Source organism: Caballeronia sp. SBC1, assembly GCF_011493005.1.
Taxonomy (GTDB): domain Bacteria; phylum Pseudomonadota; class Gammaproteobacteria; order Burkholderiales; family Burkholderiaceae; genus Caballeronia.
Genome location: NZ_CP049157.1, coordinates 875,489 through 900,982, shown reverse-complemented (window position 1 = coordinate 900,982; position 25,494 = coordinate 875,489). Strand labels below are relative to the sequence as shown.

Here is a 25,494-nt window from a genome sequence, read left to right as displayed (position 1 = left end):
AATGGGGCAGTCGCTTCGCGCAGCTCGTTTGTGGATACCTTGGGATGGACGGTGGCAATCCTCTGCCTGGTCACGCGGCGTTTCTCATTGCGAGAAAGGCCAGGGCGGGCTTGTTGGAGATCGACGGACTATCCGGAATGTTTTCCGGAACCGGGCAATATCCACCGGGCTTGTCACCCGGCGGATAAGCCGTGATCAGGCGTTTTGATCGCTGGGGTTGGCGCTGCGTGAAGCCCGCACGGAGCGCGGTTTTTTGGGGGCTTCAGAAGAAGATGTCCACTGACGCTCGTCCAGCAGGCGATCGAACAAACGGGCTCGCTCCTTGTCGGAGAGTGGACAGAGTCCGAGCAAGGCGCTCAACGCGAGACCTCTTGCTGCTTCCAAACGCAACAAGGCCAGCTCCGGGTCGGCCGCTTCGGCCTTGATGCGTTTGATCCTTTTTGCATCTGCTTCGCGAACGGAGGTCATTAGCGCGGGATCTTCCACGAGAGCCGCCAGAATGGCATGGCCGACCGGGTTCTGCTGGGTCATGGATTCGCGGGTTGTCGCGATCTGCGTCAACAGCGTGGGGTTGGGTTCTTCCGGATCGATCTTCGCCAGGTAGTCTCGGGAGAAGCTCTCGAAATACTCTGTGCGGTACTCGAGGAGCGCTTTCAGCACGTTTCCTTTTGTCTGGAACTGATGCATCAGACCGCCCTTGCTGATACCACTTTCGCGCGAAATGGCGTCGAACGTGAGCTGGCCAGGGCCATCGCGGGAGATGATGGTGAGCGCCGCCTGGATGGCCGCTGCACGGGAGCGTTCCGAGCGGGTTGGATTGTCCATAAATTCTCTCAAGAGCAGATACGTGTTCACGCAACCGCAAAAAAATCGCAAGAGCATGAGTGGTTGCTCCAGCGTTGTTGTTCTTTCTTCCGCGAAGGGACGGCTGCCGCCATTTCTGACATCGGATAAGCGTAACGGCTTGTTGGTCAAGTTGCCCCTGCGGATGATGCCAATGCCGTCAGTGCCAGCCGTAGCTTCGCATACTTTTGAAGCGACCTCTGCGCTTGAACTTTACATCGGTCATCACGCAGCTATCGCGCATGGGGCGTCATTATGCAAGCGTCAGCGATCCCACGGAGGTTCATCGCGATAAGCGTCGGCAAGGTAATCGATGAACTGACGAACCTTCGACGGCACATAGCGCGCAATCGGATAAACCGCGTTGATGGTCAGCTCGGCGGTTCTATAGTCGGGCAGCAACTTGATCAACTTTCCAGCCTTGATATCCTGCCCAAAAACGAAGGTCGGACCATACGCAATCCCAACGCCCGCGAGCACCGCCGAGAGCAGCATCTGCATGTTATTGGCCTGCATCCGAAGCGGTCCGTCGATCACATGGTCGCGATTCTTTTTATCCGTCAGTGTCCACTCAGGAACCGATACCGCTTCATTGAACGCCAGACGAGGTGCACGCCGGAGGTCTTCGGGATCTTTAGGCATGCCTTCGCGGCTTAGGTATGCCGGCGACGCGCAGATTGCCATGCGGCAGGGTGCAAGACGCCGGGCGACGAGATCAGAGTCGGGCAGTTTGCCAATGCGAATAGCGACGTCGATGCCCGCGCTTTGCAGGTCGACATAACGATCGTCGAGCGAGACTTCAATGCTGACATGAGGATGATCGTCAAGATAGCGCGTGACGACCTCGCCCATATGCAGGCTCCCGAACGTGACCGGCGCGGCGACCCGCAAGGTGCCGCGCACTGTGCTGTGCGCGTCGCTCGCTTCCCGGTTGGCATCGTCGAACTCTTCGAGAATACGCTGGCACCGGACGTAGTACGTGCGCCCCGCGTCCGTCAGGCTCAAGCTGCGCGTGCTGCGATGAAGCAGGCGCACGTTCAACTCGGCTTCGAGCGCGCTGACGTATTTGCCCGCCATGGAAGCGGACAAGCCAAAACGCTTGCCGGCGGCCACGAGACTGCCTTCGTCAATGGCGGCCGCAAACACGGCGATGCATGCAAAGCGGTCCATTTTATTCGATAGCCAGATGATTGGATGCTGATAACAAAGCAGGGATTATCGCCTCTTATTCGCTAATCTAACATGGCCTTGTGAGTTTGGCCGACAGCGGTCAAACCGCCGATATCAAGGAGAAGGGCGATGAAAATAGCATCGAACGGTATACAGATTCACGTCAAGGATCAGGGCAACGGCACGCTACCGGTTGTTTTCCTGCATTACTGGGGAGGCTCGTCGCGCACGTGGGATGACGTGATTGCCGCGCTTCCGGCTGAATACAGGACCATCGCACCCGATCTTCGGGGTTGGGGCGACTCGGACGCGCCGTCTGCCGGATATGCACTCGCCGACTTCGCGGACGACGCGCAGCACATGATTGCCGCAATGAATTTGCAGCGGTTCATATTGGTCGGCCATTCGATGGGCGGCAAGATTGCGCAGTTGCTCGCGTCGCGTCGCCCGCAAGGGCTCGCCGGGCTTGTGCTGGTTGCGCCGTCTCCACCCGTGCCGCTGGCGTTGCCGGCTGAGGTGCGCGCGTCAATGGAAGGCGCTTACCTCTCGCGGGAGTCGGTCGGCATGGCGATAGACCAGATGCTGACCGCCAAGCCGCTGAGCCCGAAGCACCGGGAACAGGTGATTGAAGATAGCCTTCGTGGCGCGCCTCAAGCGAAGTTGGCTTGGCCCCGGTCCACTAGTCAGGAAGACATTACGCTCGACGTCGCCGCGATCGATGTACCGACCATTGTGATTGCCGGGGAGCTTGATCGTATCGACGGGACCGCGATCCTCGAAGCGGAATTGCTCACTCGCATTCCCCATGCGGTCATGCGCGTGTTGCCCGGTACCGGTCACTTGTCACCGCTTGAATCGCCGGTGGGCGTTGCGGGGATCATCCGCGAATTTGTCGATAAGCTCGAGCGTGCCAGCGGTGACGCAATCACGGTCACGTTGCTGATGAAAGTGAAGGATGACCATGCGGCGGATTTTATCGGCGGACTACCTGAGTTGATGCGCGAGACATCGTCTGCTCCGGGCGTACGGTCGGTTCGCGCATTCCACAATGTCGAGACCGTCAACGCTATTCTGTTTGTCGAAGAGTGGGAAAATGAAGCGGCGTTCAAGACATACATCGCATGGCGAACGGAGCGCGGCGACATGGCAAGGTTAGGTCAAATGCTGTCGAAACCGCCTGAGATTTCCACGTGGTCTGCAGCAACGCGGGCGGTGAGCTAGGCCGTTGGCTTGTTGCCGGCTGCAGAGTACGCGGTAACTAAGCAGTAACGCCAGGTCGCCTTGAGCCGCCTGGCTTTTCGCATTCCGCAATCATTGTGCTTGCCGCTGCTTCGCTGCCTTATCGAAACAATCCTGCCGTTTGCTGACTGCGACATAGCGATGCTACTGTTCGACTGGCGCCCGTTGAGCGCCCCAATCCCGTGTACGGTCGTGCTCTTTCCAAAGGAACGCCATCATGCGATACACCCTGTTCGAGCAACGTAAAGACGAATTGATTCTGATCGCGCGCGTGCTGCTCATGATCCTCTTCGTGATCTTCGGTTGGAGCAAGTTGACAGGGTTTTCGGGCACGGTCGGTTACATGGCCACCGAAGGCGCACCGTTCCCCACGCTCTCCGCCATCATCGCGATCGTCATGGAGTTTTTTGTCGGCATTGCCATTGTGATCGGCTTCTACACCCGGCCGCTCGCGCTTCTCTTCGCGTTGTACACGCTGGGCACGGCGCTCATAGGACACCGCTTCTGGACCATGACCGGCGACGCGCATATGGCCAACATGATCAACTTCTACAAGAACATCAGCATCATGGGCGGCCTGCTGCTGTTGTGCGTGACCGGGGCAGGGAAGTATTCGCTCGATCGAAAGTAACTGCGTCATCACCGCGTATTCTCGGGACAGGGCAGGGCGGATATCATAGTGCTCTTCAAAGGGCTGGTTAAGCGCCTACAGACATCCTCCGCCCGGCTTAACGCCCGGTCCGAATACCCGTATCTGCACCCAGCGACGTCAAGCATGAACTCCACTCCCGCTGCTCCCTCACGCCCGCCCATGCGCACCCTGACGCCGCTCGAGGCGCGCGTGCTGGCCGTACTCGTCGAAAAACAGCACACGGTTCCTGATGCTTATCCGCTGTCGGTCAATGCGCTGACATCCGGTTGCAACCAGAAGACCGCCCGCTCCCCGGTGATGAACGTCACCGACGCCGATGTCCTCACGACAGTCGACGACCTGAAGCGCCTGAGCCTGGTATTCGAAGGCAGCAGCAGCCGCGTGCCGCGCTTCGAGCACAACATGAACCGCGTATTGGGCATCCCGAGCCAAGCCGCCGCGTTGCTCACCACGCTCATGCTGCGCGGGCCTCAGACTGCAGCCGAGCTACGCCTGAATGCTGCACGCCTGCATGGCTTCGCTGATATCTCGTCGGTTGAGGCGTTCCTCGATGAACTCGCCGCCAACGAGCCGCCGCGTGTCGTGAAGCTGCCGCGCACGCCGGGCGAGCGCGAAAGCCGCTGGGCGCATTTGTTATGCGGCGAGGTGAGCGTGAGTGTGAGCGAAGCGTCGGCCAGCGGCGCTGTAGACGATTCCGTTTCGTACACCGAGTTCGAGATTCTTAAAGCCGATCACAAGCGCCTCGGCGAGGAGCTGGTCCGCCTGCGGACGATGGTCGAACAGATGGCAGCCGAACTGGGCATCACGCTCGATAAAACGGGTGAGCAGTCGTGAGTCTTACGTGATGCGCATGGACAACGGCATAACCCACGCCGCAGCGGTGTCATGCGCGTGCGCGCAAGGGGAAGTCGAGCACGACGACGAGGCCGCTGCCGTCCGCATTGTGCATGGACAGGTCGCCGCCGCGAGCGGGATCGATTCGTACGAAGGGCCTTAGCGCACGCGCGAAATGGGCTTCGGGCATGCCCTTGCCATGATCGCGCACACTCAGGCGGTCACGCCCGTCATGGCGTGACGTCGCAATGCAAAGCGGCGGCGCACCGTACGTGAACGCGTTTTCCACGAGGTTTGAGAGTATCCGGTCCAGTTCCACGGCAGGCAGGCGGAAGTCGTCGCCCGCCTTCAGGTCGAGTACGAAGAGCGCGTTCGCGCAACACCACCTGATTCAGGTCGCGTACGTCTTCGCGAAACGTGACCGAGACGCCGCGTTCATCGAAAAATGCCTTCAGCAAGTCGCGCAGCGCGGCGTCGTCGTCGACTAGAAGGATGCGGGTTTCGCGGTTGGACATGGCTTACGCCTGGATGCGCTCTTGATGAGCTTTGTAAGCTGCAATCGAAGCGACTATAAACGATGCAAACCGGGGCCGTGCTACGGCGTCTTGGTGATTCTTTCAGCACTTTCCCGCAAGCAGTGCTGGCAAGCGGGTGCTCGACAGGTGGAATCCGACGTTGACGCGTCCCTGGTCTTCGAATAACGGCTAGCGGACAGGGAACCGGCACGCCCTCGCCCTTAGTCGCCGTTGATGAGCCGCATCGCCAGCTCCGGGCTGAACGCGCCGGCTGGCGATGTGGGCGCGGACCCGCAAGGGCCGTCGGAATTTCCCGGGACCTTGATCCATACCGGCAGCATGGCGCCCGAGGCGCCACTCGTGCCGCTCGTGTGTTCACCGATCATCCTGCCGGGAGGATTGCACCACTGGCCATCCGAACCCCGGCCGTTACGACTTGTATCGACAACGAATGGCTTGCTATAGCCGAATTGCGCCGCCAAGGCGGCATTCACGGAGTTAGCGTAAGCCGCCGATTCCTCGGTCGTGTAGAAATTGGATACGTTCAATGCGAAGCCTTTCGCCTCGCTCAAACCAGCAGCGTTGAGCCGAGCCGCCATGGTTGCTGCAGGAATCCAATGTGCGTTTCCGCCGTCGAGATAGACGTCCGTGGCCGGTGCGTTGAGGCGAAAACGCGAGACCGCATAACGCAGCAGGCCGAGCCGCTCGTCGCGTTCGGCATCGGTCTTGAAGCAGTCTAGTTGCGCGGTTGAATCCGGCTCGAGAATGACAATCGCACGGCGGTTGCCCAGGCCGCGCGAGAACGAATCTATCCAGACGCGATAAGCGGAGGCGTCGTCCACGCCGCCCGCCGATGCCCCTCCGCAGTCGCGATGAGGGATGTTGTAGGCGACCAGGATGGGTTCGCGGTGGGTGGTGTTCGCCTTGTCGACAAAGCGCTTGACCGCCCTGTGCACGTCGCCGCTCCAGTTGCCGAACCAGCGCGCCATGGGTACGTTGGCAATCGACTCTGCAATGCGTGGCGCACGCGGGTCCGCTTGATGCGCTCGCACCCACAACGCAGGACTAGAGTCGGGATCGACGTAAAACCCGGCGTCCGCACGCGCTTGCGTAACGCCCAGAAAAATCAGCACCGCGATAACAAGAGAGTGTCTGATGAGCATGTTCAGTTCATTTCCGAGGGACGGGAGAGTCGTTGAAACACTAACTTGAATCTTTCACTGTCACGGGCCGGTTGTTTTCGCCGATCTAGCCGGAGCGTATTGCGACGGGCGCTCAGCGATCAAAGTCTTATGCGGGCGTAAAGTACTTGGCCTAAGGGGTGCTCGAACCAAACGCTGCCTTAGCATGTCATACGCCCAATAAAAACAGAACGTGTACGGAAGGAAAACGAGCAATAGTCCGAGATCCATTAGCAGTGCCTGAACAAACGTCATTTGCAGCCACCATGCGGACAAGGGGACCGCTATCAGGACCAGGCCCGTCTCGAAACCGAGGGCATGAATAACTCGCTTCCACTTCTGGACCTTGCTTGACGCATGGGAAATAAGGATACCGAAGAAAGAGTTGAACGCAAACCCCCACACCATGGCGATGATCGAAATTGCAACGGTGAGGGCCATGGCGTCACCCAGAGGTTTGTCGACGATCCATGACAGGACGGGAGAAAAAATACCGATGGCAAGTCCTTCGAAGAGAAGTACCTGGAATATGCGTTCATATAGGCTGCGTTGCGTGGCCATGTCGACCTCACTTTTGAATGGACGGTTGCCATTTTCAGGGGTCGCCCTTAATATCCCAAGTTGCTTACTATCGGGAATTCAGATAGATCATGGTCGCTTCTATCGACGCATTGATTGTGTTTTCGGAGGCCGCCGCCGCGGGCTCTTTCTCGGCAGCCGCGAGAAAACTGGGGCGCAGTCAATCGACTGTCAGCACGATCATCGCGGACATGGAAATTGACCTCGCCGTCGCGCTCTTTGATCGAACCACCCGAAAGCCACGTCTTACCGCGCATGGCGAAGCGCTGCTTGCCAATGCCCGCGAGACCCTTGAGGCGCACGACCGCCTGATTCAAGCGGCCGCACGCCTAAGTGCGGGGTTGGAGCCTAGCTTGAGTTTGGCCATCTCCAACACGTACCAGCCTCCTCATTATGAGAAGCTGCTCGTGGCATTCGAAAAGCGGTTCCCCACGGTCGAACTTGAGTGCCTGGTCAAGGAGGACGAAGACGTGGTTTCGCTGGTGCAGGAGCGCCGCGCAGAGCTAGGCGTAGTCGCGGCACAGCCCGGCTATCCTCCCGATATCCGCTCAATCAGGCTGGCGGAATCGTCGGAGCTGGCATTGTTCGTGGCGACTGGACATCCTTTAAGCGGTGTTCCGGATCTGACAATGGAAAAGCTCGCCAAGCACCGTGAATTGCGAATTACCACGGGCGTGAAGCCGGGCGAGCATCAGAGAAGCGTGCGAGTCTGGTCTGCCGATAGTTATTTGCTCCTGCTGGAAATGGCAGAGTTGGGCTTCGGGTGGACCGAGTTGCCACGGTGGGTTGCCGATCGTTTCGGCGCAAAAACGTTGAAGGAGTTATCGGCGCGCGGGTGGCCCCGCTTGGTCGCGGTCGACGCCTTATGTTTAAAGGGCGCTTCGCTAGGACTCGCGGGGAACTGGTTGCTGGATGCACTCACAACGCTCGGCGCAAAGACCGATTCGAAGTAGGTCCTGGTGATCCACTAAGCGCTGCTGCCGCTTAGTCTCTCGATCATGGCAATGCCCGCAGCCGGGTTGTGCGCCTTAAAGCCGCTGATCACATATAAATAGACGTCTCGGGGCGTAGTCGCCGCGGCTGGTTTGCCGAGCGTTTCAAGTCCCTTCGGTGTGCCGCCAGATGCCCAGTCATGAGCACGCTTAGTCCATAGATCCAGCGTTTTGTCGTCATAGCCCTGCGCAAACTGCTCGGTCGTCCCCATGATGCGCGCATAGACGAACTTCGCCGTTACGTCCGCGATCTGCGGATATTTTGAATCCCCCGCCATGACGATGGCAACACCATGTTTGCGCGCGAGGGCGACGAAGGCTTCGTCGCGGAAGCTCTCATGCCGCACTTCGAGCGCATGCCGGATTTCATGTCCATCGACTTTATGGGGCAACAGGTTCAGGAAGGCTTCGAAGTCGTCCGCATCGAATTGCTTGGTCGGGGCGAATTGCCAATTGATCGGACCGAGCTTGTTCTTCAATTCGAGCACGCCGCTCGCAAGGAAACGATCGACGGATTCGCCAGCCTCCGCGAGCACTCGTCTGTTCGTTGCGAAACGCGGGGCCTTTAGCGAGAAGACAAAATCATCCGGGGTTTCGTCGTGCCACTTCGCGAACGTGGAGGGCTTTTGGGAGCCGTAGAACGTGCCGTTGATCTCGATCGTGGTCAGCTTCCGGCTTGCATATTCGAGTTCACGCTTTTGCACGAGCCCTTCCGGATAGAACGTGCCGCGCCACGGTTCGAAGGTCCAGCCGCCGATACCGATCCTGATCTGCCCAGCCTTCCCCGCCTTAGCCACAGTCTTCTTAGCCGCCGTCTCCTTAGCTGCCGTCTTCCGGGTTGCCATGAATGAGATCCCTCCCAGTACGCTCAATGCGCTCAATGCGCTCAAGTGTAGCGAATTGGCGCCGGGCGTGCGCTGGGGGGGCTTGAAGGTCAGCTATCGGAAGACTGAAGGTCCGCCGTGGGTCCGTGCTGCGCCGCAGAAAATGGCTTCCGGCTGGCACGGTCGCTAGCCAACGCCATTTGTCCGGTACGCGTGAACGCCACGAGCGCAAGCGAAACCAGCGCCGCAAAGACGACATAAAACGCGGGAACGTAGTGGCTGCCTGTGACTTGAGTCAGCGTTGAGACGGTCAGTGGTGCAAGGCCGCCGAACAAGGTGACCGCGAGGTTATACGACAGCGCCACGCCAGTCGATCGCGCCTTCGCCGGGAAGATTCCCGCCAGCATGCCGGGGTGCGGACCTGCGATGGCAACCTGGAAGATCGAAGCAATAATTTGCGCGATGAGAAGACGCGAGAGCGACGGCGCGGAGACAATGAACCAGAACAACGGGAACGTGCACAGCAACCAACTGATCACCAGGGGATAGAAAAGCCGGTAGGCACCGAATTTATCGGCGAGTTTGCCCGAGACCGGAAACAGCAGGAAGTTGATGATCCCGCCAATGAACGTTCCAAGCAACGCCGACTTAAGCGGGAGATGCAGTTGGCGTTCCACATACACGGGCAGATACGCGTTCCACAAATAGTTCGACGCCGTCCCAATGATCATCACGCCCATCGCACATAAAGCGGCATCGCCCTGTTCACGTACGAAGTCGCTCAGCCGAAAAGCACGCGCGGCACCTGAGCGCACTTGTTTGCGCAGCGCCTCGAACTCCGGCGACTCGGCAATGTTATGGCGGATGTAAAAGCCCAACGGTCCGATGAGCGCGCCAATCAGGAACGGTACGCGCCAGCCCCAACTCAGGAGCGAATTCGAAGAGAGATTATTGATGAGCAGATAGCTGCATCCGGAAGCCAGCAGGATGGCGAGCGCCTGCGACGACATATTAAAACTGCCGTAGAACATTTTCTTGCCCGGCGGCGCGCTTTCCACCACAACCACCGACGAGAGACTGAACTGGCCGCCGATCGCCAGCCCCTGGATCAGCCGTGCCAGCAATACGAGCAGAGGAGCCGCAACGCCCAAGGTCGCATAACCCGGCGCCAGCCCCAGTATCAGCGTGCCCGCACACATCATTAGCATCACCAACGAAAGTGCCCGCGTACGTCCCACGCGATCCGCATAAATGCCGAGCAGAACCCCGCCAAGCGGTCTGACGAGAAAGCCAAGGGCGAATGTCGCAAGCGCAAGCGACATCGACACTACGCTGCTTCCCACGGAGAAAAACACCTCTGCGATGATCTTCGAGAAGTACACGTACGCCGTGAAGTCGAACCACTCGAAGCCGCTCCCGATCACCGATGCGACCAGTGCGCGGCGGACTTGCCTTAGGTCAGGTGCAGCGGGCGTTGATGCGCCTTCGTGTCCTGCTGGATTCATAGGTCATCTCCTCCTGCGCGCTGCCGCTAAAGAGCAGGCAAATAGCGCGATATGCACCGCCGGCCCGGGACGCGAATGCGCCCCGGGGCGAGAGAGCCTCGCGGATTAGCGAGCTTATTTTTTGGTATCGTTTGATGTTGTTGAACTAGCTGGACCGGCGCGCGCGCAGCACGCTTGCAAGGAAGTCCTGAACCGCGCTCACGGCCATCATGCCGTTATGTGGCACGTTATCCAGTTCATCCAGTTCAACACTGACCCCTGCCGCTTCGAATGAAGCCTTGAGCGTCCTGATACGCTCTGGACGAGTGGCGCCGGCGTCGTTCGCTCCCGGCATGTTATGACGGCCACCTTGCCGATGCGTGATTTCCCACGTTTCCAGATCCGCCTTGCCGACCACCATATGAACGGGCACGCGGCGCAACGCGTCGAGGTCGAATGCCTTGCCGAACTGCTGCTCGAAACCACGCAAGCCGACCCACCAGTCGCGGTTGATATCGAGCAGGGTCACCGAGCCCGGCGCACCGATTGACACGGCCCATAATTTTTCCGGATGCAGGTACGCAAAACGGTTTGCAAACTGCCCACCGCCTGAGAAGCCGAACAACGCGAACCGGTCGAAACGCTTGCCATAACGCTCGCTGATCTCGTCCACCATGTCGAGCAGCACGCGGTCATAGCGAATGTCGCCTTCAATCAGATGTTTGAAACCGTCCCGATTGCCGTCGCCGCGCACGCCGACCGGAAATAGCGGGCATAAAACGATGCAGTTGTTCCAGCGGCCAAATTCCGCAAACGCATCGCGGTAGTGGGCGAATTGACGCCCGGTTCCGTGCATGGCCACGACGAGTTCGACGTTATTGCCCGACTCGAGAATTGTTTCAGGCACGTACAACGTGTAAGCGAAACGCGGGTCGTTGCGCGACGCAAACACGGTTGTCGAACCAAGTTCGTAATACGCTTGTCCGCGATCGGCGGGTTTGTCCATGGACGAGGCGGGGGTTGCCTGAGACATGTCTGCAGCCTTGTAGTGGAATGGTTCACCGTACAATTGTGCAGGCGGTCATATTAAAAAACTATCTGATTTATATTTACACAAACTAAACTAAATCTTTAGTCTCGTCACGTTGGAATGCCATTGCCATGAGCACCATCCGGTTTTTGCGCACCTTCCTGGCCGTCGAAAAATACGGCTCCTTCGCTGCCGCCGCGGGTCGCGTTGCATTGACCCAGGCAGCGGTCGGACAGCAGATGCGTGCGCTAGAGGAAGAGTTCCGAAGGCCACTGTTCTACCGGTCAGGGCGGGTCATCACGCTGACCCCCGCCGCCCGCGTGCTGATCCCCCAGGCGCGCAAACTGATCGCGGCGTATGAGGCAATGCTGGCTGACGCGGACACGGGGCGCGAGATCGCCGGCAGCATTACCGTGGGCGCGATTGTTTCGGCCATGGGCTTTCTGTCGGAGAACCTGGTCAGTCTGAAAGCGCAGTATCCGGCACTCGATGTCCGGCTCGTGCTCGGTCATACCGGAGAGCTCGCGGAGCAGGTCAAGGCGTCCGAGATAGACGCCGCGCTTACCGTGCAGATACCGTACGAGATGCCTGTGAATCTTCAATGGACGCCGCTTTATGAAGAGCCGCTGATGCTGATTGCAAGCACGCGGGTTGCGACGGCACAGGCAGACGTCGCAACCTTGCTGAAGAGTCATCCGTTCATTCGCTTCGACCGGAGCTCGCCCACGGGAGCAAAAGTCGAGCAGACCTTGCGGCGCATGCGGATAAAACCCAAGGAGATTCTCGAGGTCAATTCAGTGGCCGCAATCATCGACCTGGTCCGGCAAAACGTGGGAATTTCCATCTTGCCCTTGCTTAAGCATGTGGCATGGGCGCGTGATCATTCGCTGATTGCACTACAACTTCCATACGGTCCGCTCAAGCGGGTAATCGGCATACTTGAAAATGACCGGCAGCTCGAGATTACGGCAGTAGTGCGTCAGAAGCTGCTGCAGGCATTGGCTTGAGTGACCTTGGATTCTTACGACGCATTGCCCGTGTCTTACCCATCCTTACTAACCCTAAAGGTCGGACCGCTAGAGTCGATAAGCTGAAGAGGCCGACAAAGAGGATGAGGGATTTGCTATGCAGATAGGCAATGCCGCGTCGTCGCTAACTTCGCAGCCGACGATATCGACTTCGAGTGCCGCGATTGACCAACGGTCCATATTGGACGACGACGTCGACCCGGCGCAAACGTCGCAAACGTCGCAAACGGCCCGACCGGCAGATGCCACGACACAGGATTCGGCCGTCACGATTTCGCCCGAAGGGACTGCAATGGCTAGTCAGGATGCAAGCAGTGACGAGGGTTCAGCATCGAACGTATCGGCGGTCAAATCGCTTGCGTACGGGACGCTCGGACTCGAACGTCCCGACCAGCCGCAACAGAATCGCAACGAGTTCTACACGGCTGGGAGATGGATCGCTGCGGGGCTCACAGTTGGAGGAATCATTTCGCTACTGGTTTGACGTTCGCTATATGGCCCAGTAAGCGGTGCCTACAAACCAAAGCCAAGTTGCGACTTGCCTAGCGCGGTCAGGTCGTCGGCAGTGGCTCGTCCGGTGAAGTCGACTTCGAAATGATCAGCCGGGAAGTCCGGCGGGCTTCTGCCCTCCAGAAAACTCGGCAACTGGCGTTTCAGGTATTCGTCGTTCTTGGCACATGCCGGCGCCGACGAGATGTACATCACGTTGCTATAGCCCTGACCCCGATGCGCGTCCTCGACCGCGTGGATCACATCGCTGTGCCAGAACACGGTGTCGCCCGCTTGCATCTGCGGGATTGATGAGAGCGCGTCGAACAAGGGTGCGTGATATTCCTGCTTGATCGACAACGCTCGCCCCGGCATGGCACCGCAGAGGTCGTCGTCGGCTACGTCGTCCTGAAGCGCGCGCAACAGGATATACACCATGGAGTTTGCGATTGGCACGAGTTGCAGCGTGCCGTCGCCCGGGCCTTGCGGCGTGAGCGCCGTCCAGCCCTGGAAAGTGCGGAACATCGAGCACACCGCCGGGGATGCAATCTCTTGAACGTCCGGTCTGAACGCAGCGTCGAACGGATCATATTGACGCCAGTTTCCATCGAAGACATGCCGGTACACCTTGCGGAAATTACCTTCTATCCAGCGTTCAACCGAGCCCCCATCGCAATGAGCGGAGAGGCCGAGCGACGCGGACCCCGGCGGCCTGCGACGCAGACGGTCGGCATAGACAGGAACGTGATCAGGATCGAAGTGCACGCGTCCTTCGCTCTCGCTGCGCCACAGCCGGTTCAGGAAGATTCGTGCGGTTGTCAGAGAGGGCGCCTGGCGCGCAAGCACCTGCGGCTTTGACCAGTAGATTCCGTAGATCTGTGGCTTGCTGGACGCCAATTGGCCAAAGTATTTGTCTTCCGCGCGGTTTTGCAGGCGTGTGTCCAGATCATTGCGCTCGACGTAGTTCGCAATGTCACGGTCCCAGCTTTCAACCTGCACGGCGTCGAACACATTGCGAATCACGCATGCGCCTCGCGCCTTGATGAGCTTGACCTGTTCAGCGGTCACGCGCTGTCCGGCAATATCGGAAAACTGAATCTCGGGGATGACGGCTTCGCCGCGATTGCGTTGTTCGGTAATGAGCTTTGCCTCGGCGATGATCGCTTGTTCGACGTCGGCGAAAACCTGCCGATAATTCGGCAATTGTTCGCGCAACTCTCGTTTGGCCTGGCGAATCGCGGCGGGTAGATCGTCAATTATCAGTGCAGTCATGGCTGTCTCCGTATGGGTATTGACATGACCGAAGCATATGCCGCACGCGTTCTTCGTGGTGATACTATCCAGACAACTACTTTGCTTGTTCAGCCATGAATGCGCAGCTATGAAGCCAGCATACGAACATGTCGAGTTCGGCAGCAACTGTTCCGTCCGGATCTACCACCGGCGGCTTTCTCGCATTCCGTTCGAGTGGCATCACCACCCGGAATACGAACTGACGCTGACAATGAACAGTCACGGGAAGCGCTACATTGGCGATTCAGTGGCCACCTACGGGTCTGACGACCTCGTGCTGGTGCCGCCGGATCTTCCGCACACGTGGGCGTCGAACCGCTCTATTGAGCCGTCCTCGCCACAGGTAGCAATCGTGATCTGGTTCGACGGTGAGTGGGCTCGGCGACTCGCGGATTGTTGCCCGGAATACGAACCGCTGCGCAAGTTGTTGCGCAGGGCGGCTTGCGGACTGGCGTTCGAACCTGAGGCGGGAGGCGCGATGCGCGAGCGTATGGGCGAACTGCTGTCGAGCGCGGCCCGCGAACGTCTTGCTGCCTCGCTGGATATCCTGTGCATGCTCGCCGACTCAGCGGGCGAACCGCTCGCGTCGCCCAGCGCTTTCAACGACCGAGAGGGTGGGCCTTCCGGCCATGAGCCCGAACGCATCAACCGGGTGCTTTCGCTGATAGAAGCACGTTTCGCCGAACCTTTGCGGCTATCGGAACTGTGTGCGGCTGCGAGCCTTTCGGAGCGCTCACTCGCGCGCTACTTCGCTCAGCACATGGGCGAAAGCGTGGGCCAGTACATGACACGCGTGAGGATCGGGCATGCTTGCAGAATGCTGAGTGACACATCGTTGCCTGTTTCTGTCATTGCGGCACGGTCCGGATTTGCGAATGTTTCCAACTTCAACCGGCAGTTCAAGACGGTGAAAGAAACGACTCCCGCGGCGTATCGCCGGGAGTTTGCCGGGGCTGGCGTTCCGGATGACGACGATGTTGCCCGGCTAACCGAACGCTCTCCATCGCTTCGAAGAAAACAGATTGATAAGGATAGCGAATAGAGCAGGGTGTTTACGCACTCGCGACGTGGGTGATTCGGTGCCCGCTCTGGTACATTTGGTCCGACGGGCGAGGCTCACGCGGAGAGCCTGCCCGGCCCAAAGAGGGAACGAATCCCGTAGCTTACTTCGCTCGTTTTGGCTTCGCCTTTGCCTTTGCACTGGATGTATTGAGGGCGATAGCCGCACCAATAAGCGTCTTGAACGCCGCCGGGTTGACCTCCTCGCCCTCATGGATATCAATCGCGCGCCTCGTGTTCCCGTCGAGGCTCGAGTTGAAGAGCTTGGACGGATCCTTCAACGAAGCCCCCTTGGCGAAGGTCAATTTCACTACCGACTTGTAGGACTCGCCGGTGCAGATGATCCCGTCGTGCGACCATACCGGCGTACCCATCCACTTCCACTCCTCCACGACGTCCGGGTCTGCGTCTTTAATGAGCTCGCGCATCCTGCTCAAAGTCTCTCCGCGCCAGTCGCCAAGGTCGGTGATTCTTTTGTCAATCAACTCAGATGCCGGCTGGCCCTCGGTCGAATCCGACTTTTTCATGTTTTCCTCCTAAGACTTCCAGACGCTTCCAGATTTCGGGGCAAGCCTTTCCCTGCGCTCGGAGAGTTGAACGTCGTCCCCTTGCGCGCGCCGGGCTTCAGATTCCAAATTGCTTCGCATACTCGGTGTTCAAGCGCGGCCAACCGAATTTCATTGCTTCACCGCCGACGATACGTCCGATAGGTTCGTCCGCCACGAGCCGGTCGAGCACATCGAGACAGATGTGCCAGCCGGCTGCACCCATCGATATGAAACCGCGATCAATGTTATGCCAGAGCGTAAGACGCGTGCCGTCGCCTAGCGGCTCAAGTTGCCATCGCATGTCATTTTCGCCCCAACGATACTCAAGCAGGTTCGGCGCGTCGGCGCGTGTCACGTGCGTGTCCGAGATGTTCGGCGTCGGCATTCCGACTGTCGAAAGCTTGACGGGGCCGACAGACGCGAGGCTTCGGTCCGCATCGAACGGCGCCCATTCACGCAGACTGGCCGGATCGGTCAACGCTTTCCACACCTTCTCGGGCGGATGGCGCAACTCGCGCACGAGGATCAGTGTCCACTTTTCTCCATCCTTTCGGACTTCGGCGCCGGCGGCTGGGCCTGGCATATATTCGTCGCGGTTGCTCATCGGTTTTTACCCTTTGTGCGTGGTACAGGATCCATCTGATCAAGGTGGCGTTCCAGAGCGTCGACGTGGACCGACCAGAATTGGCGGAATGGAGCGAGCCAGGCGTCTATCTCCATCAGTGGTTCCGGTTTGATCCGGTAAAGACGCCGCTGCGCGTCGACGCGCGATTCCACGAATCCGGCCTCTCGAAGCACCCGCAGATGCTTTGAAACCGAGGGCTGCGAGAGGTTTAACTTCTCCTCGATATCACCCACGGACCGCTCGGAAGTTGCGAGCAGACTCAGGATGGCGCGGCGGCTAGGCTCGGCGATGATGGCGAATGTCGATTCCATTTCTTATATATACGCCGTGAAGTATATACGTGTCAAGCCATGCGAATGTGGGCGGTGCGATTTAGCGTGCTGTTCTTCATGACGCTCTTATTCGGCGTGGCGATGAGTCGACCCAATACGCCCACTTTGAGGCACTCAATCAAATGCGACGGATGGCCGCTTTCCTCGCGCTTTAACACAGACCGCGCGTATAGTCGCATCGGTTTTAAATCACATTCTCCCGCCAATCTTACGAAGGAAAACCTGTATGGCAGACCGCGAAATTATTGTTCCCGACCGGATGCAAGCCATTGTCGAACGCGCGGGTTACGCGCCCGCTGTAAAAGTAGGAGCCACGGTATTTTGCGCGGGGCAGGTCGGTCGTACACCCGAACTGGAAGTGATCAGCGATCCCGAGGCACAGTTCCTCGCATGCTGGGAAAACCTGCGACTACTACTCGATGCAGCCGGCTGTACTTTTGAGGACGTGGTCGACATGACGACGTATCACGTGCAGATGAGTGTCCACATGCCGATCTTTCGTGAGGTTAAAAACCGGGTGTTCCCGAAGGGCATGTGTGCCTGGACTGCAATTGGTGTGTCGGAGTTGGCGCACCCTGGCTTGCTGGTCGAAATCAAATGCGTGGCATTACAACGAAACGCGTAATGCTTGAATGCTGGTGAACCATCGGCGTTCTGCAGCTCGTTGTATCTTCTCGAATGTCTCTGTGGGGTCATCGGCTTAGGAGCTTCATCACTAGACCGAATGTGGCCGATTGCGGGCATTCGACACCGCCACTTAGATCGTGGAGAATCGACTGCACTTTTCTAGCGGAGGCGTCATGCATATCGAGCCATTTCAGATTTCCGTGTCCGATGTTGAGATCGACGATTTGCGCCGGCGTTTGCGCGACAGCCGGTGGGCACCCATGACTCCGTCTGAGCCGTGGCAACAAGGCATAGACACCACATGGCTGCGCGAATTGGTGAGCTATTGGGCTGACAGCTTTGATTGGCGGGCTGCCGAACGCGGTCTGAACCAGCAACCTCAATTCATGGCCGACGTGAATGGTCAGCGCGTTCACTTTGTTCATCGGCGTGGTGTTGGACCCAAGCCCTATCCATTGGTCATCACGCACGGCTGGCCGGGATCGTTCTTCGAATTTCACGCGTTGGCTGATCTCTTGTGCGACCCGGCTGCATTCGGTGCGGACCCGAACGATGCCTTCGACGTCGTGATTCCTTCACTTCCGGGGTTTGCGTTTTCGCCGGCGCCTGCCGCCCCTGGCACTTCGGCATTTCAGGTGGCCGATCTGTGGGCATCGTTGATGCGAGGTCTTGGGTACGAGCGATTTGGCGCTCAGGGTGGTGACCTTGGCGCGGGGGTATCGATCGCGCTCGCCTTGCGGCACTCCCAGGTAGTCGATGGCATTCATCTCAACTTTCTGCCGGGCTCGTATGAACCCGCAATCGATGCCGCGAATTCGCCGCTTACTGTCGATGAACAAAACTTCCTTCGAGAGAAGGGTGAGTGGGCTGCGCTTGAGGGCGGTTATGCGCATATGCACGGCACGCGGCCACAGACGTTAGCCGCGTCGCTTAACGACTCGCCGGCCGGGCTGGCTGCGTGGATCGGGGAGAAGTTTCGAGCGTGGAGCGATTGCGACGGGGTTATCGAGCGTAGATTTTCGAAAGATGAATTGCTTACCGATTTATCGCTCTACTGGTACACCCAGAGCATTGGTACATCCATTCAAATGTACTGGGAAAACCGGTTGCAGCCCATGCGTTTGGCCGCCGGACAACGGGTATTGCCGCCGGTGAGCTTCGCGCACTTCCCGAAAGAGATTAACCATCCGCCGCGCACATGGCTGGAACGAGTGTTCAATGTCGAGCAGTGGACCGACATGCCGCGTGGCGGCCATTTCGCGGCAATGGAAGAACCTGAACTCCTCGCGGCCGACATTCGTCGCTTTTTCAGGCGCTTCCGGGAGTGAGATTGGTTAAGAATCGCTCTTTCAGCGGGATGCTTTCTGCGTTTCCCGACAGACCGTTGTTCGAGACGATAAAGGCCGTTCAAGGGGAACTCCCGCAGTACGTTCGGGTAGCTCGGGTCGCCCTTAGCGAGCGCTGTGCGAGCTACCCAATGCGAGGCATGTTCGGGCCGTGCTCGTAGGCACGCCGCTCGGGTCGTCCGATCGTTATTATCCCGCTAAACCGTTGCGGATCGCGAACGCTGCAGCCTCCGTGCGATTGGCGGATTCGGTCTTGGCCAGGATCGCCCGAATGTGGTTGGCGACCGTGTTCGGGCTCAGGAACAGCCGCTTGGCGATTTCGCGATTTCCGAGCCCGCTCGCCACCAGTCGAAGCACCTGAGCTTCGCGCGCGCTCAACCCCGCTGGACAAACCGGCGATGACGCAGGCCCGATCGAGCGTCGTAACTCGTCGATTCGCTCGGTCAGCGTGCGCATGCCCATGCACACCGCCGCAGCCCGTGCGTCCTCCAGCAGCGCGCTCGCGCCGTCGCGGTCACCATCGGCGTTGCGGGCCAGCCGCATCGAGGCATAGCGCAAGCGTGTATGCGCGAGCGCAGGGGATGCTCCCTGCCGGAAGTTCAGCGCCAACGCAGACTCGAAGTGACGCTGAGCGTCTTGCCATTTGCGCTGTGTCGTGGCGAGCAAGCCGAGCAGCGAAGCCGCGGCGCCGAAGCATCCAACCGTCGTCCCAATGAGGAGATTGCGGCCGTCGTACGGCAGCAGCATTGCATACAGGACATCCGCCCGTTTCTTGTCATCGAGCCGGGCGCACACCTGGGCCAGATACGCCAGACTCGCCGCGCGTAAGCCGTCATGGCGGACAACCGCAAAGTCATCCGCCGCGAGCGCCTCGAACTCGCTGCGCGCCTCGTCGAGCAGATCGATCTCCGCGTAGAGCAGCGCCAGACCGGGGCGCCACATCCCCGCCTTGGGCATCGCGTTCACGAAGGCCCGCACGAGCGGCGCCAGTTCGCGCAGGCGGCCCTGTTCGCATCGCAGCGTGAACATCTGCATGCCATAGACGCCAGGCGCATCCAGCCCCGGCATGCGGCGGCCGATCTGCAATGCCTGCGCGATCAGGCGTTCGGCGTCGTCGAACCGTCCCTCGAATAGTGCAAAAGTTGCGCGCGATGTAGCAGCCACGTAGCGCAAGAACGGCTGACGCAGTTCTGCCGCCCGGTGCTCGAATTTCTCGAGCCGCTCAAGCCAGGTCGAAAGGTCACCCAGTTCCATCAACTCGAACAGCTGCCACGCTTGCGCGTCGAGCGCGTACAGGATATTGCCCTCTCTTTCGGCCAGACGAAGCGCTTCATCAATATCCCGCAACCGCTCCGCGCTGCGCTCGGGCTGCCAGCGCGCGGATAGGGTCGCGACCAGCGTCGCAACAAGCGTCCCCGTGTCGCCACTGCGTCGCGCCATAGCTACGGCCTGTTCGCGCACGATCGCGGCCTGGGCATCCTCGCCGCTGAAAATCAGCGCTCGCGCAAGCGAGCTCAGCAACTGCGCCTTGGCGGTGCTGTCACCGCTGGCCTGGGCGGCGAGCGCCTCGCGCAGCAGCCGAGCAGCCGCTTGGCCCGAAAGCCCCGGAGCCCAAGTGGCGGTCTCGAAGCCGAGCGCCGCTCTCGTCATCTGGTCGATTTCGTTCGAAGCACTGGCAAGTGACATCGCCTGTTCAAACGCTTCGCGCGCCTGCAGATATTCGCCAGTGGCTGTCAGCGATTCGCCGAGTGCGTTGAGCAGCCTGATCGTCAACACCGGATCGCGGGCATTCATTGCGCCTGCCGCCTGAAGCGCGAGCCGGTAATAGCGGGCCGCCTCCTCATGGGCGAGGAGCCGGGTCGCGCGTTCGGCGGCGCGCCGCGCGATGTCGGTCGCGCGACCAGCGTCCGCGCCGGGCAGCGCGCTGGTGTAATGGTGCGCAAGCGCGGGCAAATGGCGATCCGCGTCGTCCTTATATCGTTCTTCAATTGCCTGCGCGACTTGCAAATGCAGGCCGCTGCGAGTGGGTATCGCAATTTCGTCGTACAACGTATCGCGAATCAGTGCGTGCGAGAACTGGAACCAGCCCGGCTGCTCGGCCGGTTCGAGTACATGGGCATGCAGGGCTTCCTCGATCGTGTTTTGCAGGTTTCGGGCAAGCGTTTCGTCCAGCACGCGCCGCAGCAACTGGAGTTCAAACGTCCGGCCGATCAGCGCGGCGTATTCGAGCACACAGTTTGCCTGCGGCGACAGCCGGTTCAAACGCCGGCCGATCACTTCCCTTACCCCTTCGGGAATGCGGATCGACGCAAGCGCGCGCGGCGCTGCAGCCCGTTCTTCTGCGCGGCGCCCCAGCACGCCCTCCTGAATCAGCAGGCTGGTCGTTTCGGCGATGAACAACGGGTTGCCTTCTGTCTGGCTGAAGATCCCGTCGAGGAGAGGCGGTGTGAGACCCGCACCGCCGCTTTGCGCGATCAGCGTCGCAGTGTCCTGACGATTGAGTCCGGCCAGGCGAAAGCGGTGGAAATGGCCGTATCGGGCGAGGTCACCAAGCGTGACCGACAGCGGATGCTGGCGGCCCAATTCGGTATCGCGATAGGTGGCGAGCAGCAGGATGTGGCTGTCCGCGATCTCGGCGGCGAAGAACTCGAGCATCCGGAGCGACGACGCGTCGGCCCAATGGAGGTTGTCGATGATCAGCAGCAGCGGTTCGGTCGCGGCGGCCACTTTCCAGAAACCCGCCATTGCGTCGAAGAGACGGAAGCGCTGCTGCTGCGGATCGGGCGTCGGCAGCAAGGGCGCCAGATTCGTGAACCGGTGCCTGATCTCGGGGAGAATCTCAGCGATGGGCGCGGCCGCAGCGCCCAACGTGGCCCGCAGTTCGTCGTCGTCATGGCGTTCGAGCCAGACGCGCATGATCTGCAACCATGGCCAATACGGCGGCGCGCCCGGCTCCTCATTGCAACGCCCCCAAAGCGCACGCACGCCGGTCGCGCGGCGGGCCAGGGTCTGTGCGGTGTGCGACTTGCCGATGCCGGGCTCGCCGACCAGCGCGACGATCGCACCTTGGCCGCTGACCATTCGTCCGAGCAAATCAGCGAGCGCGGCGAGTTCGGTTTCGCGGCCGACGACCAACGCCCCCGCTGTCTCATCAGCCGCATGCGCCGTGAGGCACGCGCCGCAGGCGTCGCAAAAGCGGGCGTCCGGACGATTGTCCCGGCAGCATAGGGGGCACTGCATCCTTCCCGCCTCCGATTACCTAGATGAATGCCTCGGGTCGCAACTCGCTGACTTCCACCACCACGTCGGCCGGCAGGCCGGCGAGCCTGGCGGCTTCGCGAATCGCATCAGCATTGGGTGCCTCATAAAGGCAGTAGGTTTTCCGTCGGTCCGCCGACAAGAACGAGAACAGCCAGTTGACGCCGTTCACGTCATTGATTTCCTTGAGCGCGGCGGCACCGGCGGCGTCCAGCTTCAGTTCCTCAGCGAACTGGCGTTCGATCAGAAATAGCGACATTGATTCCTCCGGTCTGGCTGGACGCTTGAGACAAGCGGTGTTTACGTTGTAGTGATGCCCCCGCGGCGCGTCAAGCTCATGCCTGCGTCATCGTAGCCAGAACTGACTAATGAACCCGGCGGCCGCTGAGTTCCAATTTGATCAATCCTGTGGATGGTCCGCCGCCGATCTCGCGCCTATTCTCAATGTCATACAAGAAGGGAGGAAATCGACATGTTCACGGACAACGACCTGATGGCCTATCGTGCCAGCCTTCGCGGCAACCTCGTCCAGCCATCCGACGCCGGCTATGACGACGCCCGCAAGGTTTTCAACGCGATGATTTCGAAGCGTCCGAAGCTGATCGCGCAATGCGCGGATGTCGCGGACGTGATCGCCTCGGTGAACTTCGCGCGCGAGCACCAACTGCTGCTGGCCGTGCGGGGTGGCGGGCATAACGGCGGCGGTCTCGGCGTCTGCGACGACGGCCTCGTGATCGACCTTTCCGGGATGCGGGGCATCCGCGTCGACCCAGCGGCGCACACCGTCCGCGCGGAAGGAGGCTGTCTGTGGCGTGACGTCGATCATGCGACGCACGCGTTCGGGCTCGCTGCACCGAGCGGAATCATCAGCTCGACCGGCGTTGGCGGCCTGACGCTCGGCGGGGGCATCGGCCATTTGACGCGCCGCTTCGGACTCTCGATTGACAATCTGCTGTCGGCCGACGTGGTGCTCGCCGACGGAAGCCTCGTCACCGCGAGCGAGCGCAGCAACGCCGATCTTTTCTGGGTGTTGCGCGGCGGCGGCGGCAATTTCGGCGTGGTCACTTCCTTCGAGTTCCGGCTGCATGCGGTATCGACTGTCATTGGCGGTCCTACACTTTGGCCGATGGAGCGCGCGGCGGAAGTCATGCGGTGGTACCGCGCGTTCATGGCCGATGCACCGGAAGAACTCAACGGCTTTTTCGCGTTCATGACCGTGCCGCCGGTGGCGCCGTTTCCGGAGCCGCTGCACCTGCAAAAAATGTGCGCCGTGGTCTGGTGCTGGACTGGAGACCCCGCGATGGCCGAGGCCGCCTTTGCGCCCGTGCGGGCGACCGCCCCCGCGCTGCACGGCGTTCAGGAGATGCCGTTTCCGATGCTGCAAAGCGCATTCGACGGCCTCTACCCACCGGGGCTGCAATGGTACTGGCGCGCCGATTTCATCGACGAACTGTCTGACGAAGCGATTGCGCTGCACGTGCAACACGCCGCCCGGCTGCCGACGATGCACTCGACGATGCATCTCTATCCGATTGACGGAGCCGCACACCGGGTGGGTCGCAACGAGACCGCGTTCAGTTACCGCGATGCCCGTTGGGCAGCGGTGTATGTTGGTGTCGACCCCGATCCGGCGAACGTGGAACGGATCAGTACCTGGGCTCGCGATTACCAGAGCGCATTGCATCCTTACTCGGCCGGAGGTGCGTACGTGAACTTCATGATGGAAGAGGGGCAGGATCGGGTGAAGGCCAGCTTCCGGGACAACTATTCGCGGCTGTCCTCGATCAAGCGAGACCTGGACCCCGGCAACCTTTTCCGCGTGAACCAGAACATCCTGCCAACGTAGCGCGCGTGAGGGAGGCTGCTTCCGGATGATTTCCGGGTGATATCTGGATTGGCTCCCACCTCAGGACAACAACGTCGCGAGTGCAGCGAGTTAACCGACGACCGCTTTCAGAGCGAAGTGGTCGATCGAACGTCTGCATAATTCAGCGGTCGTGGTAGATCGCAAGCCAGACGGTTTGCTCTTTGGCATGCGTCCACGCAACGCGATGCCGGCAATGCGGCTCGATCAGCAGGTAGTCGCCGGGACGCATGTCGTGCAGCGTCGAGTCCTCTTCGAACTCGAGCACGGCCGCGCCCGACAGCAGTGCAACCCATTCGGCACGCGAATCGTCGTACCAGAAGCCTGCGGGACTCGCGTGTCCCATCGACACGATCCGCTCCACGTTCAGGCGCTGCCCCGTGATGAGCATGTCGATCCGTTCTTCGTCGTCGCGCTTCGCTTCGAAGCTGAACAGGTTACCGGTTTGAAGTTGCATGGCTCGACCTCACGTCGACTTTCACTTCAGGACGCCAGGTGACTGACAGTTCGCCGTCAGTCGCCGATACGGCTACATGCTGGCGTTTTCGACAACGCGGCCTTCTGCGCGCCAGCGGAGCATACCGCCAGAGAGGTTGGCAACGGCCTGGAATCCTGACTGCCTGAGTATGACCGTAGCTTGCGCTGAACGCCCGCCTGCCCGGCAGACCGTCACGATCGGCCGTTCTTGCACGAGTTCGCCGGCGCGCCCCGCCAGGTCGCCGAGTGAAATGAGTCTGGCCCCGGGAATGCGCCCCAGCGGTCCATCGAACTCATCAGGCTCGCGCACGTCGAGGATCTCGACCGAACGGAGATTTTCCTCGAGCCATTGAGGATTGATTTCCCAGATGCCTGCAAAGGAGTACGTCAGCGGCGCCCAATCGGGCTCCGCCACCTGCAGGGGGTAGCTCGCGGCCATACCGCATTTCAGGTTCGCCGGTACCGCAACGTCGATCTGCTTTGGATGCGGCAAGTGCAGGTTCGTCATGTATCCCGTGAAGTCGCCTTCGCACAGTTCACCGCCAAGGCGCGGATTGAAGCGCCGCTCCTCGCCGACACTCGTCACCGTCAAACCGCGGTAATCGTGGGCCGGGTAGAGCAAGCATGCCTCGGGTAGCGTGAAAACCTGATTGTGAATCGCCCGGAACATCGCGTGCGGGTCACCACCCTGAAAATCCGTCCGGCCTGTGCCCCTGATCAACAGGCAATCGCCGGTAAACGCCATGGTCTCGTTGTCCAGCACGAGGCTGATGCATCCATTCGTGTGGCCCGGTGTCGCACGCACGACCAGATACCTTGAGCCGAACCGGCACTTGTCGCCATCGCTCAGATAGCGGTCCGCGCCTTCGGCGCCGCTTGCGGCCGATATCGCAATCTGGCTGCCCGTGCGGCGGTTCAGCATCCATGCGCCGGTCACATGATCGGCATGGACGTGGGTGTCGATCGTGTAAAGCAGGCGCAATCGAAGCTCTTCCATGAGTGCGGTATCCCGGCGTACCTGCTCGAATACGGGGTCGATCAGCACGCCTTCTCCCGCTGCGCCGTCGGCAAGAAGATACGTGTAGGTGGACGATTGCTGGTCGAATAGCTGCCGGAAGATCAACACGATTTTGCTCCGTCGCCTGCATCTTTGAGGCGCTTGAGGATGGCCACAGGAGACTTCGTCGAACCATCCTGAGAGCCGT

The 25,494-nt window shown here is 60.0% G+C and carries 26 protein-coding genes; 10 read left to right on the top strand and 16 right to left on the bottom strand.

Annotated elements, in window-relative coordinates; genetic code table 11:
* Positions 1 to 195 precede the first annotated feature (195 nt).
* Entirely contained in the window at positions 196 to 825 is a 630-nt protein-coding gene (locus SBC1_RS22095; protein ID WP_165101346.1) for a TetR/AcrR family transcriptional regulator, read from the bottom strand.
* A 282-nt stretch (positions 826 to 1,107) separates the two neighbouring features.
* Positions 1,108 to 2,013, bottom strand: coding sequence for a LysR family transcriptional regulator (locus tag SBC1_RS22090; protein WP_165989012.1), 906 nt, complete (start codon positions 2,011 to 2,013; stop codon positions 1,108 to 1,110).
* Positions 2,014 to 2,142: 129 nt separating this feature from the next.
* On the opposite strand from SBC1_RS22090, the gene SBC1_RS22085 reads away from it, so the two are divergent.
* The 3 genes from SBC1_RS22085 (at position 2,143) to SBC1_RS22075 (ending at position 4,738) form a co-directional block, all read left to right on the top strand.
* A complete protein-coding gene (locus tag SBC1_RS22085) occupies positions 2,143 to 3,234 on the top strand; it encodes an alpha/beta fold hydrolase (RefSeq protein ID WP_165096248.1) in 1,092 nt (363 codons plus the stop codon).
* A 235-nt stretch (positions 3,235 to 3,469) separates the two neighbouring features.
* On the top strand, positions 3,470 to 3,883 hold the full coding sequence (locus tag SBC1_RS22080) for a DoxX family protein (protein ID WP_165096251.1): 414 nt from the start codon (positions 3,470 to 3,472) through the stop codon (positions 3,881 to 3,883).
* Positions 3,884 to 4,027: 144 nt separating this feature from the next.
* Entirely contained in the window at positions 4,028 to 4,738 is a 711-nt protein-coding gene (locus SBC1_RS22075; RefSeq protein WP_165096255.1) for a YceH family protein, read from the top strand.
* Between the two features lie 49 nt (positions 4,739 to 4,787).
* On the opposite strand, the gene SBC1_RS22070 is transcribed toward SBC1_RS22075, so the two are convergent.
* The 3 genes from SBC1_RS22070 to SBC1_RS22060 all read right to left on the bottom strand — a co-directional run bounded on the left by SBC1_RS22070 (position 4,788) and on the right by SBC1_RS22060 (position 6,995).
* Positions 4,788 to 5,027, bottom strand: coding sequence for a HAMP domain-containing sensor histidine kinase (locus SBC1_RS22070; RefSeq protein ID WP_241202237.1), 240 nt, complete (start codon positions 5,025 to 5,027; stop codon positions 4,788 to 4,790).
* 447 nt (positions 5,028 to 5,474) lie between these two features.
* The gene (locus SBC1_RS22065; RefSeq protein ID WP_165096258.1) at positions 5,475 to 6,416 is read right to left on the bottom strand and encodes a glycoside hydrolase family 6 protein; all 942 of its coding nucleotides are present in this window, start codon (positions 6,414 to 6,416) and stop codon (positions 5,475 to 5,477) included.
* Positions 6,417 to 6,476: 60 nt separating this feature from the next.
* On the bottom strand, positions 6,477 to 6,995 hold the full coding sequence (locus tag SBC1_RS22060; protein ID WP_165096261.1) for a PACE efflux transporter: 519 nt from the start codon (positions 6,993 to 6,995) through the stop codon (positions 6,477 to 6,479).
* Positions 6,996 to 7,084: 89 nt separating this feature from the next.
* On the opposite strand from SBC1_RS22060, the gene SBC1_RS22055 reads away from it, so the two are divergent.
* Positions 7,085 to 7,966 (top strand): LysR family transcriptional regulator, encoded by an 882-nt coding sequence (locus SBC1_RS22055; protein ID WP_165096266.1) that lies wholly within the window; start codon positions 7,085 to 7,087, stop codon positions 7,964 to 7,966.
* 14 nt (positions 7,967 to 7,980) lie between these two features.
* Here SBC1_RS22055 and SBC1_RS22050 read toward each other — a convergent pair whose 3' ends face one another.
* From SBC1_RS22050 to SBC1_RS22040, 3 genes are all read right to left on the bottom strand, one after another.
* The gene (locus tag SBC1_RS22050; RefSeq protein ID WP_165096270.1) at positions 7,981 to 8,850 is read right to left on the bottom strand and encodes a DUF72 domain-containing protein; all 870 of its coding nucleotides are present in this window, start codon (positions 8,848 to 8,850) and stop codon (positions 7,981 to 7,983) included.
* Between the two features lie 89 nt (positions 8,851 to 8,939).
* Positions 8,940 to 10,334, bottom strand: a complete 1,395-nt coding sequence (locus SBC1_RS22045) for an MFS transporter (protein ID WP_165096273.1) — start codon at positions 10,332 to 10,334, stop codon at positions 8,940 to 8,942.
* Between the two features lie 145 nt (positions 10,335 to 10,479).
* Entirely contained in the window at positions 10,480 to 11,346 is an 867-nt protein-coding gene (locus tag SBC1_RS22040; RefSeq protein WP_165096276.1) for an alpha/beta hydrolase, read from the bottom strand.
* A gap of 128 nt (positions 11,347 to 11,474) precedes the next feature.
* On the opposite strand from SBC1_RS22040, the gene SBC1_RS22035 reads away from it, so the two are divergent.
* Positions 11,475 to 12,350 carry a LysR family transcriptional regulator gene (locus SBC1_RS22035; protein ID WP_165096281.1) on the top strand — a complete coding sequence of 292 codons (876 nt, stop codon included), beginning with the start codon at positions 11,475 to 11,477 and terminating at the stop codon, positions 12,348 to 12,350.
* 313 nt (positions 12,351 to 12,663) lie between these two features.
* Complete coding sequence (locus tag SBC1_RS22030; protein ID WP_206366104.1) at positions 12,664 to 12,855, top strand: hypothetical protein; 192 nt, start codon at positions 12,664 to 12,666, stop codon at positions 12,853 to 12,855.
* 29 nt (positions 12,856 to 12,884) lie between these two features.
* Here SBC1_RS22030 and SBC1_RS22025 read toward each other — a convergent pair whose 3' ends face one another.
* Complete coding sequence (locus tag SBC1_RS22025) at positions 12,885 to 14,132, bottom strand: DUF1479 domain-containing protein (RefSeq protein WP_165096284.1); 1,248 nt, start codon at positions 14,130 to 14,132, stop codon at positions 12,885 to 12,887.
* A 109-nt stretch (positions 14,133 to 14,241) separates the two neighbouring features.
* Between SBC1_RS22025 and SBC1_RS22020 the strand changes: the two genes are divergently transcribed.
* Positions 14,242 to 15,195 (top strand): helix-turn-helix domain-containing protein, encoded by a 954-nt coding sequence (locus SBC1_RS22020; RefSeq protein WP_165096287.1) that lies wholly within the window; start codon positions 14,242 to 14,244, stop codon positions 15,193 to 15,195.
* A gap of 121 nt (positions 15,196 to 15,316) precedes the next feature.
* On the opposite strand, the gene SBC1_RS22015 is transcribed toward SBC1_RS22020, so the two are convergent.
* From SBC1_RS22015 to SBC1_RS22005, 3 genes are all read right to left on the bottom strand, one after another.
* Positions 15,317 to 15,739 carry a DUF1801 domain-containing protein gene (locus SBC1_RS22015; protein WP_165096292.1) on the bottom strand — a complete coding sequence of 141 codons (423 nt, stop codon included), beginning with the start codon at positions 15,737 to 15,739 and terminating at the stop codon, positions 15,317 to 15,319.
* Positions 15,740 to 15,836: 97 nt separating this feature from the next.
* Positions 15,837 to 16,364: an SRPBCC family protein gene (locus SBC1_RS22010; RefSeq protein ID WP_165096295.1), complete on the bottom strand. Its 528-nt coding sequence runs from the start codon at positions 16,362 to 16,364 to the stop codon at positions 15,837 to 15,839.
* Entirely contained in the window at positions 16,361 to 16,696 is a 336-nt protein-coding gene (locus SBC1_RS22005; RefSeq protein WP_165096298.1) for a helix-turn-helix transcriptional regulator, read from the bottom strand. Before SBC1_RS22005 ends, SBC1_RS22010 begins: the two co-directional genes overlap by 4 nt.
* A gap of 247 nt (positions 16,697 to 16,943) precedes the next feature.
* Between SBC1_RS22005 and SBC1_RS22000 the strand changes: the two genes are divergently transcribed.
* On the top strand, positions 16,944 to 17,342 hold the full coding sequence (locus SBC1_RS22000) for a RidA family protein (protein ID WP_165096301.1): 399 nt from the start codon (positions 16,944 to 16,946) through the stop codon (positions 17,340 to 17,342).
* A 175-nt stretch (positions 17,343 to 17,517) separates the two neighbouring features.
* Entirely contained in the window at positions 17,518 to 18,672 is a 1,155-nt protein-coding gene (locus SBC1_RS21995) for an epoxide hydrolase family protein (RefSeq protein ID WP_165096304.1), read from the top strand.
* Positions 18,673 to 18,879: 207 nt separating this feature from the next.
* Here the strand turns inward: SBC1_RS21995 and SBC1_RS21990 are convergent, their stop codons facing one another.
* Complete coding sequence (locus tag SBC1_RS21990; RefSeq protein ID WP_165096309.1) at positions 18,880 to 21,930, bottom strand: helix-turn-helix transcriptional regulator; 3,051 nt, start codon at positions 21,928 to 21,930, stop codon at positions 18,880 to 18,882.
* A gap of 19 nt (positions 21,931 to 21,949) precedes the next feature.
* The gene (locus SBC1_RS21985) at positions 21,950 to 22,207 is read right to left on the bottom strand and encodes a DUF4242 domain-containing protein (RefSeq protein ID WP_165096312.1); all 258 of its coding nucleotides are present in this window, start codon (positions 22,205 to 22,207) and stop codon (positions 21,950 to 21,952) included.
* Positions 22,208 to 22,420: 213 nt separating this feature from the next.
* Here SBC1_RS21985 and SBC1_RS21980 point away from each other — a divergent pair, with 213 nt between their 5' ends.
* Positions 22,421 to 23,794, top strand: a complete 1,374-nt coding sequence (locus SBC1_RS21980) for an FAD-binding oxidoreductase (protein WP_165096315.1) — start codon at positions 22,421 to 22,423, stop codon at positions 23,792 to 23,794.
* Positions 23,795 to 23,936: 142 nt separating this feature from the next.
* Here SBC1_RS21980 and SBC1_RS21975 read toward each other — a convergent pair whose 3' ends face one another.
* A complete protein-coding gene (locus SBC1_RS21975) occupies positions 23,937 to 24,269 on the bottom strand; it encodes a cupin domain-containing protein (protein ID WP_165096318.1) in 333 nt (110 codons plus the stop codon).
* 72 nt (positions 24,270 to 24,341) lie between these two features.
* A complete protein-coding gene (locus tag SBC1_RS21970; RefSeq protein ID WP_165101351.1) occupies positions 24,342 to 25,412 on the bottom strand; it encodes an MBL fold metallo-hydrolase in 1,071 nt (356 codons plus the stop codon).
* Positions 25,413 to 25,494: the final 82 nt, after the last annotated feature.

Bases quoted from the DNA above. Each gene is read 5' to 3' on its own strand.
- SBC1_RS22095 (WP_165101346.1), bottom strand. From the start codon at position 825: ATGGACAATCCAACCCGCTCGGAACGCTCCCGTGCAGCGGCCATCCAG.
- SBC1_RS22090 (WP_165989012.1), bottom strand. From the start codon at position 2,013: ATGGACCGCTTTGCATGCATCGCCGTGTTTGCGGCCGCCATTGACGAA.
- SBC1_RS22085 (WP_165096248.1), top strand. From the start codon at position 2,143: ATGAAAATAGCATCGAACGGTATACAGATTCACGTCAAGGATCAGGGC.
- SBC1_RS22080 (WP_165096251.1), top strand. From the start codon at position 3,470: ATGCGATACACCCTGTTCGAGCAACGTAAAGACGAATTGATTCTGATC.
- SBC1_RS22075 (WP_165096255.1), top strand. From the start codon at position 4,028: ATGAACTCCACTCCCGCTGCTCCCTCACGCCCGCCCATGCGCACCCTG.
- SBC1_RS22065 (WP_165096258.1), bottom strand. From the start codon at position 6,416: ATGCTCATCAGACACTCTCTTGTTATCGCGGTGCTGATTTTTCTGGGC.
- SBC1_RS22060 (WP_165096261.1), bottom strand. From the start codon at position 6,995: ATGGCCACGCAACGCAGCCTATATGAACGCATATTCCAGGTACTTCTC.
- SBC1_RS22055 (WP_165096266.1), top strand. From the start codon at position 7,085: ATGGTCGCTTCTATCGACGCATTGATTGTGTTTTCGGAGGCCGCCGCC.
- SBC1_RS22050 (WP_165096270.1), bottom strand. From the start codon at position 8,850: ATGGCAACCCGGAAGACGGCAGCTAAGGAGACGGCGGCTAAGAAGACT.
- SBC1_RS22045 (WP_165096273.1), bottom strand. From the start codon at position 10,334: ATGAATCCAGCAGGACACGAAGGCGCATCAACGCCCGCTGCACCTGAC.
- SBC1_RS22040 (WP_165096276.1), bottom strand. From the start codon at position 11,346: ATGTCTCAGGCAACCCCCGCCTCGTCCATGGACAAACCCGCCGATCGC.
- SBC1_RS22035 (WP_165096281.1), top strand. From the start codon at position 11,475: ATGAGCACCATCCGGTTTTTGCGCACCTTCCTGGCCGTCGAAAAATAC.
- SBC1_RS22030 (WP_206366104.1), top strand. From the start codon at position 12,664: ATGGCTAGTCAGGATGCAAGCAGTGACGAGGGTTCAGCATCGAACGTA.
- SBC1_RS22025 (WP_165096284.1), bottom strand. From the start codon at position 14,132: ATGACTGCACTGATAATTGACGATCTACCCGCCGCGATTCGCCAGGCC.
- SBC1_RS22020 (WP_165096287.1), top strand. From the start codon at position 14,242: ATGAAGCCAGCATACGAACATGTCGAGTTCGGCAGCAACTGTTCCGTC.
- SBC1_RS22015 (WP_165096292.1), bottom strand. From the start codon at position 15,739: ATGAAAAAGTCGGATTCGACCGAGGGCCAGCCGGCATCTGAGTTGATT.
- SBC1_RS22010 (WP_165096295.1), bottom strand. From the start codon at position 16,364: ATGAGCAACCGCGACGAATATATGCCAGGCCCAGCCGCCGGCGCCGAA.
- SBC1_RS22005 (WP_165096298.1), bottom strand. From the start codon at position 16,696: ATGGAATCGACATTCGCCATCATCGCCGAGCCTAGCCGCCGCGCCATC.
- SBC1_RS22000 (WP_165096301.1), top strand. From the start codon at position 16,944: ATGGCAGACCGCGAAATTATTGTTCCCGACCGGATGCAAGCCATTGTC.
- SBC1_RS21995 (WP_165096304.1), top strand. From the start codon at position 17,518: ATGCATATCGAGCCATTTCAGATTTCCGTGTCCGATGTTGAGATCGAC.
- SBC1_RS21990 (WP_165096309.1), bottom strand. From the start codon at position 21,930: ATGCAGTGCCCCCTATGCTGCCGGGACAATCGTCCGGACGCCCGCTTT.
- SBC1_RS21985 (WP_165096312.1), bottom strand. From the start codon at position 22,207: ATGTCGCTATTTCTGATCGAACGCCAGTTCGCTGAGGAACTGAAGCTG.
- SBC1_RS21980 (WP_165096315.1), top strand. From the start codon at position 22,421: ATGTTCACGGACAACGACCTGATGGCCTATCGTGCCAGCCTTCGCGGC.
- SBC1_RS21975 (WP_165096318.1), bottom strand. From the start codon at position 24,269: ATGCAACTTCAAACCGGTAACCTGTTCAGCTTCGAAGCGAAGCGCGAC.